The organism is Acidovorax sp. M14 (genome assembly GCF_049331375.1).
In the GTDB taxonomy this organism is placed as follows: Bacteria; Pseudomonadota; Gammaproteobacteria; order Burkholderiales; family Burkholderiaceae_C; genus Acidovorax.
Window position 1 is genome coordinate 2,196,981 of record NZ_CP186263.1, and the last position, 12,658, is coordinate 2,209,638.

General features: G+C 62.4%; 13 protein-coding genes and 2 riboswitches. Of the genes, 8 read left to right on the forward strand and 5 right to left on the reverse strand.

The genetic code is table 11. The features are described 5' to 3' along the window. Nucleotides 1-56: 56 nt before the first annotated feature. The 5 genes from gcvH to ACOYR4_RS10085 form a co-directional block, all read right to left on the reverse strand. Complete coding sequence (gene gcvH / locus ACOYR4_RS10065) at nt 57-431, reverse strand: glycine cleavage system protein GcvH (RefSeq protein ID WP_291444538.1); 375 nt, start codon at nt 429-431, stop codon at nt 57-59. Nucleotides 432-511: 80 nt separating this feature from the next. Next, entirely contained in the window at nt 512-1,654 is a 1,143-nt protein-coding gene (gcvT, locus tag ACOYR4_RS10070) for a glycine cleavage system aminomethyltransferase GcvT (protein ID WP_422849431.1), read from the reverse strand. A 48-nt stretch (nt 1,655-1,702) separates the two neighbouring features. Further along, a riboswitch (glycine riboswitch) is annotated at nt 1,703-1,834 on the reverse strand. A gap of 13 nt (nt 1,835-1,847) precedes the next feature. Next, nucleotides 1,848-1,953: riboswitch (glycine riboswitch) on the reverse strand. A 5-nt stretch (nt 1,954-1,958) separates the two neighbouring features. Beyond that, nucleotides 1,959-3,236 (reverse strand): TRAP transporter large permease, encoded by a 1,278-nt coding sequence (locus ACOYR4_RS10075; RefSeq protein WP_060986834.1) that lies wholly within the window; start codon nt 3,234-3,236, stop codon nt 1,959-1,961. Nucleotides 3,237-3,321: 85 nt separating this feature from the next. Further along, nucleotides 3,322-3,816 (reverse strand): TRAP transporter small permease, encoded by a 495-nt coding sequence (locus ACOYR4_RS10080; RefSeq protein WP_060986835.1) that lies wholly within the window; start codon nt 3,814-3,816, stop codon nt 3,322-3,324. A gap of 125 nt (nt 3,817-3,941) precedes the next feature. Next, complete coding sequence (locus ACOYR4_RS10085) at nt 3,942-4,913, reverse strand: TRAP transporter substrate-binding protein (protein ID WP_291444544.1); 972 nt, start codon at nt 4,911-4,913, stop codon at nt 3,942-3,944. A gap of 455 nt (nt 4,914-5,368) precedes the next feature. Here ACOYR4_RS10085 and ACOYR4_RS10090 point away from each other — a divergent pair, with 455 nt between their 5' ends. From ACOYR4_RS10090 to ACOYR4_RS10125, 8 genes are all read left to right on the forward strand, one after another. Further along, on the forward strand, nt 5,369-5,827 hold the full coding sequence (locus ACOYR4_RS10090; RefSeq protein WP_056067700.1) for an Lrp/AsnC family transcriptional regulator: 459 nt from the start codon (nt 5,369-5,371) through the stop codon (nt 5,825-5,827). A gap of 253 nt (nt 5,828-6,080) precedes the next feature. Beyond that, the gene (locus tag ACOYR4_RS10095) at nt 6,081-6,992 is read left to right on the forward strand and encodes a LysR family transcriptional regulator (protein WP_422849432.1); all 912 of its coding nucleotides are present in this window, start codon (nt 6,081-6,083) and stop codon (nt 6,990-6,992) included. A gap of 306 nt (nt 6,993-7,298) precedes the next feature. Further along, the gene (locus ACOYR4_RS10100) at nt 7,299-8,093 is read left to right on the forward strand and encodes a putative hydro-lyase (protein ID WP_291444768.1); all 795 of its coding nucleotides are present in this window, start codon (nt 7,299-7,301) and stop codon (nt 8,091-8,093) included. A gap of 24 nt (nt 8,094-8,117) precedes the next feature. Continuing rightward, nucleotides 8,118-9,083: a TRAP transporter substrate-binding protein gene (locus ACOYR4_RS10105; protein WP_422849433.1), complete on the forward strand. Its 966-nt coding sequence runs from the start codon at nt 8,118-8,120 to the stop codon at nt 9,081-9,083. 111 nt (nt 9,084-9,194) lie between these two features. Next, nucleotides 9,195-9,704 carry a TRAP transporter small permease gene (locus ACOYR4_RS10110; protein ID WP_056640579.1) on the forward strand — a complete coding sequence of 170 codons (510 nt, stop codon included), beginning with the start codon at nt 9,195-9,197 and terminating at the stop codon, nt 9,702-9,704. Nucleotides 9,705-9,725: 21 nt separating this feature from the next. Next, on the forward strand, nt 9,726-11,024 hold the full coding sequence (locus ACOYR4_RS10115; RefSeq protein WP_200947593.1) for a TRAP transporter large permease: 1,299 nt from the start codon (nt 9,726-9,728) through the stop codon (nt 11,022-11,024). 42 nt (nt 11,025-11,066) lie between these two features. Next, the gene (locus ACOYR4_RS10120) at nt 11,067-12,032 is read left to right on the forward strand and encodes a TRAP transporter substrate-binding protein (protein ID WP_015014340.1); all 966 of its coding nucleotides are present in this window, start codon (nt 11,067-11,069) and stop codon (nt 12,030-12,032) included. 31 nt (nt 12,033-12,063) lie between these two features. Next, nucleotides 12,064-12,612 (forward strand): hypothetical protein, encoded by a 549-nt coding sequence (locus ACOYR4_RS10125; RefSeq protein ID WP_422849434.1) that lies wholly within the window; start codon nt 12,064-12,066, stop codon nt 12,610-12,612. Nucleotides 12,613-12,658 lie beyond the last annotated feature (46 nt).

Sequence of the window (12,658 nt, forward strand, 5' to 3'; positions counted from 1 at the left end):
CGACAGGGCGGCGGGCCGGGCATGGCCCGGCGCCATGCCCTCTGAGTCAGCGAGGATCAGGCGTTCTTGGCGAACTCGGTGTACGTGGCTTCGTCCAGCAGGGCGTCGAGCTGGCTCACGTCGGCCAGCTTGACCTTGAAGAACCAGCCAGCGCCCAGCGGGTCGCTGTTGGCCAGCGACGGGTCGGCACGCAAGGCTTCGTTCACTTCGACCACTTCGCCAGAGACGGGCATGTACACATCGGCGGCGGCCTTCACGGACTCGACCACACCTGCCACTTCGCCCTGGGCAAAGCTTTTGCCCACTTCGGGCAGGTCTACAAACACCACGTCGCCCAGCGCGTCCTGCGCGTGCACGGTGATGCCCACCACCGAAGCGTTGGCATCAGCGGCGTTGATCCACTCGTGGTCTTTGGAGAATTTGATCGTCATGGGAAGCTCCTCAAGCAAAGGAAAAAAGTAAAGGAATCTGCAATGTAAGCGGCCGAAGCTTCTGCGCTTCGCTGATGAAATCAGCCGCGGTAGTAATTGGCTGGCACAAACGGCATGGCGCGCACTTCCATGGGCACCACCTTGCCGCGCACGATGGCGTTGACACGGGTGCCGATGGCGGCAAAAGCGGGCGTGACGTAGCCCATGGCCACGGGTTCATTCACCGTGGGGCCCAGCAGGCCACTGGTGACTTCGCCGATCTTCTGGCCGTCCGTGCTCTGCAGTTCGGTGTGCTCGCGCACCGGCACGCGTTCCAGCGCGACCAGACCCACACGCTTGCGGGGCAGGCTGGCAGGGTTGTCGATCTGTGCGAGCACCTTGTCGGCACCTGGGAAGCCGCCTGCACGCGCGCCACCGGTGCGGCGCACCTTCTGGATGGCCCAGTTGAGCGCGGCTTCGGGGGGCGTGGTGGTGGTGTCGATGTCGTTGCCATACAGGCACAGGCCTGCTTCGAGGCGCAGCGAGTTGCGCGCGCCCAGGCCGATGGGCTTGACTTCAGGCTGGGCCAGCAGAGCGCGGGCCAGGGTATCGGCCTGCGCGGCGGGTACGGAGATTTCAAAGCCGTCTTCGCCGGTGTAGCCGCTGCGGGTCACAAAGCAGTCGCAGCCCGCGATGCTGAACGCGCCACCGGTCATGAACACCAGCTTTTCGACACCGGGCGCCAGGCGGGCGAGGGCGGTGACGGCCTGTGGGCCCTGCAGAGCGAGCAGGGCGTGGTCGGGCATGGGCACCACCTTACAGCGCTGGCCGATGTGGGCCTGGATATGGGCAATGTCGCCCACCTTGCAGGCGCCGTTGACAATGACGAACAAGGTGGGCTCGCCATCCACGATGCCCTGGTTGAAGAACATCAGATCGTCAATGATCGTGCCTTCGTCGGTCAGCAGCAGACCGTAGCGCTGCTTGCCCACGGGCAGGTCGATCACATCCACGGGCATCAGGGTTTCAAACGCTGCGGCAGCATCGGCGCCGATCAGCTTGAGCTGGCCCATGTGTGACACGTCAAACAGGCCGGCGGCGGTGCGGGTGTGCACATGCTCGGCCATCAGGCCAGCGGGGTATTGCACGGGCATGGAATAGCCTGCAAAAGGCACCATGCGGGCGCCCAGCTCGATGTGCAGGTCGTTCAGAGGCGTGGTGAGCAGTGGGGCGGTGGCTGACATGGCGGACTCCGGGGCAAATGGGGGCCGCAGCCACAGGGTGGCTACGGGATTTGCCCTGCTGTCCGCTTTACCTGAGAGATTCACCGCAGCGCCCTGGCTGGCCGTGCGGTTTGCTCCTTCGGTGGATGGCCTGCACACAGTGTCTTTTCTGTGGGGCCACCTCTCTCCAGCAAGGGAACGCCCGCATCGCTGCGGGCGGTTGCCAGTCCTTTTGCCTGAGCGTTCGGCTGCTGCCTGCGCCTTCGGCGGTGCTGCGCGTCCTGGGGACAAGACGGAGCACTCTCTCCTGACCGGTCGATTCTAACTACTTTGCGTAGACCAGATCCCGAAGTGCCAACGAGATCGATGGCACATAGGTGATGATCATCAGGCACACCAGAATCACGCCGACAAACGGAAGCAGGTGCTTGATGATCCGGTCCAGCGAGATTCTTGCCACCGTGCAGGCAGCAAACAGGTTCACCCCGAACGGGGGCGTGATCATGCCCAGGGCCAGGTTCACCACCATGATGAGTCCGAAATGCACAGGGTCGATGCCGAAGTGCATGGCCACAGGCGCGAGGATGGGGGCCAGCACGATGATCGCCGCACTGGTCTCGATGAACATGCCGATCACGAACAGTGCCGCGTTCACGCCCAGCAGGAACAGGGCGGGAGACTGCAGCACCGCCTCCAGCCAGCGGCCGATGGCATCGGGCACGCCCGCGCGTGTGATGAGGAATGCAAACAAGCCGGCGTTGGCAATGATGAACATGATCACCGCCGACGAGATGGCCGATTTGCGCAGGATGGCGAACAGGTCCTTGAGCTTGATCTCGCGGTAGATGACGATGCCGACCACCAACGCGTAGAACACGGCGACGGCCGATGCCTCGGTGGGGGTGAACACGCCGCCATAGATGCCGCCCAGGATGATCACCGGCATCAGCAGCGCCCAGCCCGCCTGCAGCGTGGCCTTGCCAAAGGGCATGCGCCCATCGCCGTCGTTTTTGCCCCAGCCCTTGTACTTGCAGTACAGCCAGACAAACAGCATCAGGGCGGCGCTGATCAGCAGCCCCGGGCCGAAGCCGGCGATGAACAGCTCACCAATCGACACCTCGGCGCTCACGCCGTACAGGATCATCGGGATGGAGGGCGGGATGATCACGCCCAGCTCGGCACTGGTAGCCTGCAGCGCGGCAGCGTAGCTGGTGGGGTAGCCATGCTTGATGAGTGCGGGAATCAGGATGGCGCCAATCGCAAACGTGGTGGCGACCGACGAACCCGATACGGCGGCAAAGATCATGCAGGTCAGCACACAGGTCATGGGCAGGCCACCCTGCACGCCGCCGACGATGCTCTTGGCAAACTCCACCAGACGGCGCGAGATGCCTCCGGTCTCCATCAGGTTGCCCGCGAGGATGAAGAAGGGGATGGCTGCGAGCGGAAACTTGTTGATGGCCCCGAACATCTCCTTGACGGAGATGAGCATGTTCGCGTTGGAGGCCTGGATGCCCAGGATGGACGCCAAACCGATGGATACGGCCACCGAGACGGTGAGTGCAAAGCACAGCACCATCGTTGAAATCATGACCAAACTCATAGTTGGACTCCCACGCTCGGCATTGCAGGTCCTCGCTGCCCCCCGAGGAGGCCGTTCACTGGCTTGAGGCGGCTCGGCGCGGCGTTCATTGGGCAGTCTCCAGTTCCATGCGCAGGGGATCAATGAGGTTGCCAATGATGCCGACGATGCAAAAAAGTCCGCCCACCGGCATGGCGAGGTAGGCCCAGAACATGGAGACGGACTCCAGCCCGGCCATGCTCTGCACCCCCCCACGTTGCGCGTAGTCCCAGCCGTACCAGATGATGATGCCGATGAGGGCCAGGGCCGCCAGTGCCACCACCCAGTCCAGCACCCGCTTGATGCGTGGCGGGCTCCAGCGGTAGAGCACGTCCACGCTCACCATCGCGCCCTGGCGAAACGCGGCCGGGATGGCCAGGAACACCATCCAGATCAGGCTGAAGCGGATGAGCACTTCGGTCCATTCGGCGGGCTGCTCCAGCACAAAGCGCGTCACGATCTGGAACATGCCCAGGGCCGAGGCCAGGGTCAACATGGCGCAAGCGCCGAGCATGGCGATGAAGGTGGTCCATCGCTCAAAGGTAAGAAAAGCGTTTTTCATGGGGCGATGCCGACCATGGGCAGGTAGGAGGTGATCAGAACCAGCAATGGTTCAAGAATAAAAACGCCCGATAGCGCAATGGCTACGGGCGTTATTGGCTACAAAGGTGATAGCAAAGACCCAAATTACTTGACGTCGCGGATCTTGTCGATAGCAGCCTTGCCGAACTGCTTTTCAAACTCGGCGTTCACAGGGGCCAGAGCCGCCACAAACTTGGCCTTGTCCACGTTGTCGATCACGGTCATGCCCTTGGCGCGCAGGTCAGCAACGCCCTTGGCGTCGTCTTCGTCCACACGTGCACGGTTGGCCTTGGTGCCTTCCTTGGCTGCGTCAATGAAGGCCTGCTTGTCGGCTGCCGAGAGCTTGTCGAAAGCTGCCTTGTTCATCACGAAGATGCAGGGCGAATACACATGGCCGGTGAGGGAGAGGTGCTTTTGCACCTGGTCGAACTTGGCCGAGATGATGACGGACAGCGGGTTCTCCTGGCCGTCCACAGTGCCTTGTTGTAGCGCCGTGAACACTTCAGGGAAGGCCATGGGCGTGGTGATGATGCCAAAGCCCTTGTACGCGGCAATGTGCACGGGGTTCTCCATCGTGCGCATCTTCAGGCCCTTCAGGTCACCGGGCTCCTTCACGTCGCGCTTGCTGTTGGTCATGTGGCGGAAGCCGTTCTCGGCCCAAGCCAGTGCCTTGAAACCCTTGGCGTCGAATTTGGACAGCAAGTCCTGGCCGATAGGACCGTCCAGCACCGCGCGTGCATGGGCCTTGTCGCGGAACAGGAAGGGGACATCCAGGATCTTGGTCTCGGGCACAAAGTTGGGCACAGGGCCTGTGGAGCTGAAGGCCAGTTCCTGGGTGCCCAGTTGCACGGCTTCGATCGATTCGCGCTCGCCGCCCAAGGCGCCGTTGTAGAACGTCTGGATCTTGTAGCGGCCCCCCGTGCGTTTTTCGACCTCTTTGGCAAACGTGTCGATGGCTACACCCTGGTGGGAGTTCTGGGCCGTCGAGATGCTGATGCGCATGGTGGTCTGCGCAGCAGCGGTGGCCACAAAGCCGAGCGCGAGGCTCAGTCCAACGACGAGTTTGGTCAATTGCATGGTGTCTCCTGTTGATGTTGGGGCAGGGGATTGGGGCACTTGGGCTCCTGGCAGAGCCGCCCCTGGCCTTAGTCAAATTATGGCGGTGCAGCATGGCCGCAGGCATCCGGGTTTGTGCTGGTAAGCGTGCTTATCAACTGGTCAACCCCGTGTTTGCAGTTGCATTGGCGACACCTCCTTGGAGCGGAGCGGTTGAGGCCTGTACGTCGTCCGCACGCCACCGACGGATGCAAGCGGCTCTTCACTATTCAGTGTGTGGAGGCATCTGGAATGCCAAGGGCCCCGTGCTGGCGGTAACCAGCCGGGGCCTTGTCAATTTGTGCGCTCCGGTAAGAGCGCCTTGATGGAAGAAGTATGCGCCGGGTGCTGCAGATGAATTTGCTGAATTTGGCGCATTCTGTTGGATATGCAGAATAATTTTCTGCATCCAAATGATTTGCTGAATAATCAGGCCGATGGATCGACTGGATAGAAAAATTCTCGCTGTCTTGCAGGCCAACGCTCGCGCCAGCCTGCAAGAAATAGGGCAGGCCGTGGGCCTGAGCCCGTCACCCTGCTGGGGGCGCATCAAAAAGATGGAAGAGGCGGGTGTCATCCAGGGCTACACGGTGCGCATCAATCCTCAGTCCCTTGACCTGGCCGACACGGTACTGGTGCAGGTCACCCTCGACAGCCATTCGGACAACACGCTCGAAAAGTTTGGCGAGACACTGGCCAGCATTCCCGAAGTGATCGAGGCGCACTTGGTCTCCGGTGACTACGACTACCTGCTGCGCATCGTCGTCAAGGACACCCGCGATTACGAGCGCCTGCTGCGCGAGAAGCTCTACAAGATCAAAGGCATACGGCACAGCCGCTCCAGCTTTGTGCTGCGGACCTTGAAGAAGGCAGACCTGCCCTTGTTCACCGGGTAGGCCGGTGGTGTGGCGTGGCAAGGCGCCGCAGATTCCTTGCAGAAAACTGGCAACGCACTTTTGGTCAGCGCCCCAACTGCGAGCAGTTCTGCGTTGTGACCTTGAAATGCGACGGCACAATGGCTTTTGCAGCGCAGTGTCTGCCGGAAAAAGGCGGGTGGATTCCCACACCGCGCACCATCGCAGTGCGCCCGTCTGGGCAGTGCGCAGAGCCGTTTGAGTAAAAGTACACCCAGCCCTTCCGAAGAACACCATGAACCTGCGTTTTGTCGAAGCCTTCTACTGGGTGGCCTCTCTCAAGAGCGTGACACGCGCTGCCGAGAAGCTCTTTCTGACCCAGTCCGCCATGTCCAGCCGCATCTCCGCGCTCGAAGAAGAGCTGGGCGTGCTATTGCTGGACCGGCGCGACAAGCATTTCAAACTCACGGTGGCAGGTGCCCGGTTCCTGGTGTATGCCAAGCGCATGCTGGAGCTGCAGCGCCAGCTCAAATCCGAGATGGGATCGGGTGGTCCGCTGGAGGTGTCGATCCGCCTGGGGGCCATCGAATCGGTCTTGCACTCATGGCTCATTCCGTGGGTGGAACAGCTGCGCAAGGACAACCCTTTGCTGGAGCTGGAGCTGACGGTGGAGACCACCCCGGTGTTGCTCGACCAGATCCGCCGCGGCACGCTGGATGCCGTTTTCGCGGCCCTGCCTGCGGCCGCGGACGGCATCCGCAGTCAAGCGGTGACGCCCATGGAGATGGTGTTTGTGGGCAACAGCAAAACGCACCGCAAGCGCCGCTATGCGCTGGAAGATTTTGCAGGCGCTGACATCCTGACTTTCCAGCGTGGCTCGCAGCCGCACGTGTCCCTGCTCGACACGCTGCGCCAGGCCCAGGTTGAGCCGCGTTGCGTGCACACCATCTCGTCGATTTCTGCCATGGTGCAGTTGGTGCAAGGTGGCTTTGGCGTGGCCACGCTGCCGCGTCTGGCAGTGCAGCGCCTGCTGGCGTTCCCTGACTTGCGAGCCCTGGCGTGCGACACGACATTGCGGCCGCTGCCCATCCACGTGAGCTACCGCGAAGACCCTTCATCGCCCGCCATGGAGGCCGTGGTGCGTTCGGCGCTGGACTTCATCGAGCAGCAACAGCCCGCGCCGGCCCGCCGCCCTCGCAAGGGCTGAGCCTTCTGTCAAAACACCTTGAGGCACCCTGCCGGGTGTGCTCGGCATACGCCTTTTTTCTCCGGCATTCCAATGATTCGCTGGCGTCAGTGTTTACCCGTAAATTTTCTCTAAGGGTTTTCCCTTGGCGCCAAGATGGTTCGCCTATCCCCAATGGAGTGCATGGAAAAAATCGATGACGTGATAGAAATTTTTTGAATTTGCCAGGGTCGTTCACACCCCAACACAATCTGCCCAACGTCATGCAATTGACATTTCTCAATGCAAGGAAAAACGGTGGACTTCGTTCAAGAAAATTCGCTCGTGGTGTTTGGTCCTGAAGGTGCCAGCAACCCGATCCATGTCCGTGACACGATCCGCAAGGGCCTGTGGACATCGCACACCAGTGGCCTTGCAGATGGCCATGTTCAGGGCAACGTCGTCATCCTGCCCGAGGTGCTTGCCAGTGACTTCCTGCGGTTCTGTCAACGCAACCCCAAGCCTTGCCCTGTGCTGGCGGTCAGTGAGCCCGGACAGTTCACCTTGCCTTCACTCGGCAAGGGTATCGACATTCGCAGCGATGTGCCGCTCTACCGCATCTGGCGTCACGGAGAAATGTCCGAAGAGGTGGTGGACATCGCCAGCCTCTGGCGCTCTGACTTGGTCACCTTCGTTCTCGGTTGCTCGTTCTCGTTCGAGTCCGCATTGATCGAGGCAGGCATCCGCCTGCGCCACGTCGAGGAAGGCAAGAACGTCGCCATGTTCCGCACCAATGTGCAAACCGAGCCGGCGGGCCCCTTCGGTGGCCCCATGGTGGTGACCATGCGCCCCATGCCTGCAGCAGATGTGATTCGGGCGGTGCAGGTCACCTCGCGGTTTCCCAACGTGCACGGCGCACCCGTGCACATTGGTGACCCGGCTCTCATCGGCATCACCGATCTGTCCCAGCCCGACTATGGCGATGCCGTAGCGCTGATGCCCGGTGAGATCCCTGTTTTCTGGGCCTGCGGCGTGACGCCGCAATCGGCCATCCTCAACGCCCAACCGGCCTTCTGCATCACCCATGCCCCGGGTTGCATGCTGATCACCGACCTTCTCAACCACCAACTCGCCAGCTTCTAAGCGGCTTACCCCAGGAGTCTCCCCATGAAAAAATTTGCACTGTGTATGACGGCTGCCCTCAGCGTGTGTGCGGCCCAGGCCCAGGTCAAGTGGGACCTGCCCACCGGCTACGGTGCCAACAGCTTCCAGACGCAGAACGTGCAGCAGTTTGCCGATGACGTGGACAAGCTCACCGGCGGCAAGCTCAAGATCACCCTGCACCCGGGTGGTTCGCTGTACAAGGCCAACGAAATCAAGCGCGCGGTGCAGACCGGGCAGGTGCCTTCGGCCGAGTTCATCCTGTCGGGCGCCACCAACGAGAACCCGCTCTTTGGCGTGGACTCCATCCCCTTCCTGGCGACCACCTATGCAGAGTCCAAGCGCCTGTACCTGGCCGCCAAGCCCGCACAAGAGAAGCTGCTCGCCGCCCAGGGCGTGAAGGTACTGTTCTCGGTGCCATGGCCTGGCCAGTCGCTGTATTCGCTCAAGCCGGTGAGCACGCCCGCAGACTTTGCGGGCACCAAGATGCGCGCCTACAACCCTGCCACCACGCGCATTGCCCAGCTGCTCAAGGCACAGCCCGTGACGATCCAGCTGTCCGAGCTGGGCCAGGCCCTGGCGACCAACACGGTGCAGAACTTTCTGACGTCGAGCGCCAGCGGCGTGGAGTCCAAGCTGTATGAGCAGGTCAAGTACTTCTACCCCGTCAGCGCGTGGCTGCCGCGCAATGCCACGGTGGTGAACCAGAAGGCCTTTGACGCCCTCGACAAGCCCCTGCAGGATGCCGTGCTCAAAGCCGCAGCCGCCGCCGAAGAACGCGGTTGGGCCACCAGCGAGCGTGTGGACAAGGAGTTCATCAAGGAACTGTCGGCCAAGGGCATGACAGTGGCCGAGCCCAGCGACAGCATCAAGAAGGAGCTGGCGAGCATCGGCGAATCCATGACCGCTGACTGGGTGAAATCGGCCGGTGCCGAGGGGCAGGCCATCATCGACGCCTACCGCAAGAAGTAGTCACGTCTGAACATGTCTGAAGGCCCCCACGGGGCCGGGTAGCGCACCGCGCGCTACCCCCGCAATTTCATTACCGCTCCCCCTCTTTCTCAAGCGTTACAGGAGTACGCCATGGACAAGCTCGTCCGAAATTTCTACAGGCTGCTGATGCTGCTGTCCGGCCTGTCGATGCTGGCCGCGTTCGGCGCAGTCACGCTGGGCGTTTTTGCCCGCGAAGTCATCCACCTCAACATCGACGGACTCGACGCCTACGCGGGTTACGCCATTGCAGCCGCCTTGTTCTTTGCGCTGCCCAGCACGCTGCAAAACGGCGATCACATCCGCGTGACGCTCATCCTGGACAGGCTGCCCGCCCGCTGGCGCAGTGCCTTCGAGTGGTTCTGCCTGGTCAGTGCGCTGGTGCTGTCCGTGTACATCGCCTGCTATGCCGTGCGTTCGGTGTGGATCTCCTACATCACCCACGACATATCGCCCGCGGCCGACGCGTCGCCGCTGTGGATTCCCCAGATCAGCATGGCCATGGGCTGCATTGGTTTTGCGCTGGCGTTTGCCCACGCGCTGGTGTTGCGCTTCCAGGGGACGGCCTTCATGGCGGTGTCCGAAGCCGCACGTTCCGAATAACCCGATCCAGGAGACCTCATCATGGACGTCATCATCGCTTTGGGTCTGATCGTGGTGCTGTTCGCAGTGCTCGGATCGGGCCTGTGGATCGGCCTCTCACTGCTGGCAGTGGCTCTGGTCGGCATGGAGTTTTTTACCAACCGCCCCGTGGGCGACAGCATGATGCTGACCATCTGGGGGTCGACCTCCAGCTGGACGCTGACGGCTTTGCCGCTGTTTTTGTGGATGGGCGAGATCCTGTTCCGCAGCAAGCTGTCGAGCAGCATGTTCAAGGGCCTGGCGCCCTGGCTGGAGCGCTTGCCCGGCCGCCTGCTGCACGTCAACGTGGTGGGCTGCACCATCTTCGCGGCCATCTCGGGCTCATCGGCCGCCACCTGCGCCACCATCGGCAAGATCACGCTGCCTGAACTCAAGCAGCGCGGCTATCCCGAAGACATCTCCGTGGGCACATTGGCCGGTGCGGGCACGCTCGGGCTGCTGATTCCGCCATCGATCATCATGATCGTCTACGGCGTGGCAGCAAACGTGTCGATCTCCAAGCTATTCCTTGCAGGAGTGATTCCGGGGTTGATGCTGGCTGCGCTGTTCATGGGCTACATCGTGGTGTGGGCCTTGTTCAACAAGGACAAGGTGCCTGCGCCTGACGCCCGCCTCAGCTTTGTGCAAAAGCTGTATGCCTCCCGCCACCTGATTCCCGTCGTGTCTCTCATCGTCGTGGTGCTGGGCGCCATCTACAGCGGCATTGCCACCGCTACCGAAGCTGCGGCGCTGGGTGTGGCCGGGTCGTTGATCCTGGCCAAGATCGAGGGCTCGCTGAACTGGGAGCGCTTCAAGGAAGGGCTGGTCGCCGCCTGCCGCGTGTACTGCATGATCGGCCTCATCCTGGCCGGTGCCGCGTTCCTCACGCTGGCCATGGGTTTCATCGGCCTGCCACGGCACTTGGCCGAGTTCATCGGGGCGCTGCACCTGTCGCCCTTTGCGCTGATGCTGCTGCTCATCGTGTTCTTCATTGTGCTGGGCTGCTTCCTGGACGGCATCTCCATGGTGGTGCTGACCATCGCGGTGCTGCTGCCCACGGTGGAGGCTGCAGGCTTTGACCTGGTGTGGTTCGGCATCTTCATCGTGCTGGTGGTCGAGATGGCGCAGATCACGCCGCCCGTGGGCTTCAACCTCTTCGTGTTGCAGGGCATGACGCGGCGCGAAGTAACCTGGATTGCACGCACGGCCTTGCCTCTGTTCGCTCTGATGATCGTGGCCGTCGTGATGACGTACTTCGTGCCCGATGTCGTGCTCTGGCTGCCCCGCCAGATGCAGGGCTGACCCCCCGCACCCACGCCTGAAACGTCCGCACAGGAGTTCCCCATGAAGACCTTGGTGTTGTTGGCCGCGTTCGCTGTGGCCCCGGTGCTGCACGCCCAGACCCAGTGGAAGCTGGCCACGGGCTACCGCGCGGAGTCGTTTCATACCCGCAATCTCGTGCAGTTTGCGCAAGACGTGGAGCGTGCCTCGGCAGGCGCGCTGCGCATCGAGGTCCATGCCAACAACGCCTTGTTCAAGCTGAACGAGATTCCCCAGGCCGTGCAGGAGGGCAAGGCCCAGGCGGGAGAGACCATCATGACCAACCTGGTGCGAGACATCCCCATCGCCGGGGCGGACGCCGTGCCCTTTGTGGTGCGCAGCTATGCCGACGCGCGGCGCATGTGGGACGTGCAGCGGCCGCTGATCGAGTCGCACATGGCCAGCAAGGGGCTCAAGGCGCTGTACGCAGTGCCCTGGCCGCCGCAGGGGCTGTTCTCGATCAACCCCGTGCGCTCGTCCGCCGACTTCAAGGGCACGCGCATGCGCACCTACAACCCCGGCACTGTGCGCATTGCCGAGCTGCTGGGCGCCACGCCCGTGGATGTGCCCATGGTGGAGGTGAACCAGGCCCTGTCGGCTGGCAAGCTCGACTCCATGATCACTTCGGCCCTCACGGGGGTCGAGAACCAGGTCTGGGGCCAGATCAAGCAGTACTACGGCATCAACGCCTGGTTTCCCAAGAACATCGTTTTTGTGAACCAGCAGGCTTTTGACGCACTGCCTGCACCCACACGCCAGGCGGTGACGAAAGCCGCCGCCGAGGCCGAGACGCGCGGCTGGGCCATGAGCGCTGCGGTGGCCGAAGAGTCGGTGGCCGAGCTGCAGCGCAAGGGCATCAAGGTGGATCGTGCGCCAGCAGATTTTGATGCCGAACTCAAGCGCCTGGGCGAACGGTTCTCGCGCGAGTGGGTGCGCTCGGTGGGCAGCGAGGCCAACCAGATCTTCATCCCGTACTACACGCAGCGCTGACCTTTCGTGCACGTCTTTCAGGAGAAGCACCATGCACACACCCTCGGACACCATCGAGATGTACCTGCGCGCCAAGGATCTCAATCGCCCGCACCTCATTGCGCAAGCCTTTGCCGGTGGTGCGCTGCTGCAGATGGAAATGCGCCAGGGCGACGAGCAGGCCCCAGCATGCACCCTGGGCCGCGAGGCCATTGCCGAGACCCTGGTGCGCAACTTTGGCCGCGCATATGAAAACGCCTACACCTTCTGCCTGACCGAGCCTCCAGCCCCGGCCTGCGCCGACTTTCACTGCCTGTGGCTGTCGGCCATGACGGCCAAGGAAAACCGCGCCGTGTGTGTGGCGGGTGGCCAATACCACTGGCGATTTGCCCCCGGAAACCGCCTGGCGCAGGAGCTTCGCATCGTGATCGACACCATGCAGACCCTGCCGCCCGCCGACATCCTGCCCGTGATGGCCTGGGCCGCTTCGCTGGCAAGCCCCTGGTGCCCTGTGGAGCGGGCTCTGGCCATCGCACCCCCCATTCCTGCCGTGTGGCAGGTCATGCAAAGGCTGGCCCCCGCCCACCTTGCCATCGCCTAGCCACACAGCCACCACCTCTTTCCATTTTTTTATCTCGGAGCCACTA

What these genes read in the sequence shown, in the direction of transcription:
- gcvT (WP_422849431.1), bottom strand. Translation starts at nt 1,654, where the DNA reads ATGTCAGCCACCGCCCCACTGCTCACCACGCCTCTGAACGACCTGCAC.
- ACOYR4_RS10085 (WP_291444544.1), bottom strand. Translation starts at nt 4,913, where the DNA reads ATGCAATTGACCAAACTCGTCGTTGGACTGAGCCTCGCGCTCGGCTTT.
- ACOYR4_RS10090 (WP_056067700.1), top strand. Translation starts at nt 5,369, where the DNA reads ATGGATCGACTGGATAGAAAAATTCTCGCTGTCTTGCAGGCCAACGCT.
- ACOYR4_RS10075 (WP_060986834.1), bottom strand. Translation starts at nt 3,236, where the DNA reads ATGAGTTTGGTCATGATTTCAACGATGGTGCTGTGCTTTGCACTCACC.
- ACOYR4_RS10080 (WP_060986835.1), bottom strand. Translation starts at nt 3,816, where the DNA reads ATGAAAAACGCTTTTCTTACCTTTGAGCGATGGACCACCTTCATCGCC.
- ACOYR4_RS10115 (WP_200947593.1), top strand. Translation starts at nt 9,726, where the DNA reads ATGGACGTCATCATCGCTTTGGGTCTGATCGTGGTGCTGTTCGCAGTG.
- ACOYR4_RS10120 (WP_015014340.1), top strand. Translation starts at nt 11,067, where the DNA reads ATGAAGACCTTGGTGTTGTTGGCCGCGTTCGCTGTGGCCCCGGTGCTG.
- ACOYR4_RS10095 (WP_422849432.1), top strand. Translation starts at nt 6,081, where the DNA reads ATGAACCTGCGTTTTGTCGAAGCCTTCTACTGGGTGGCCTCTCTCAAG.
- ACOYR4_RS10105 (WP_422849433.1), top strand. Translation starts at nt 8,118, where the DNA reads ATGAAAAAATTTGCACTGTGTATGACGGCTGCCCTCAGCGTGTGTGCG.
- ACOYR4_RS10110 (WP_056640579.1), top strand. Translation starts at nt 9,195, where the DNA reads ATGGACAAGCTCGTCCGAAATTTCTACAGGCTGCTGATGCTGCTGTCC.
- gcvH (WP_291444538.1), bottom strand. Translation starts at nt 431, where the DNA reads ATGACGATCAAATTCTCCAAAGACCACGAGTGGATCAACGCCGCTGAT.
- ACOYR4_RS10125 (WP_422849434.1), top strand. Translation starts at nt 12,064, where the DNA reads ATGCACACACCCTCGGACACCATCGAGATGTACCTGCGCGCCAAGGAT.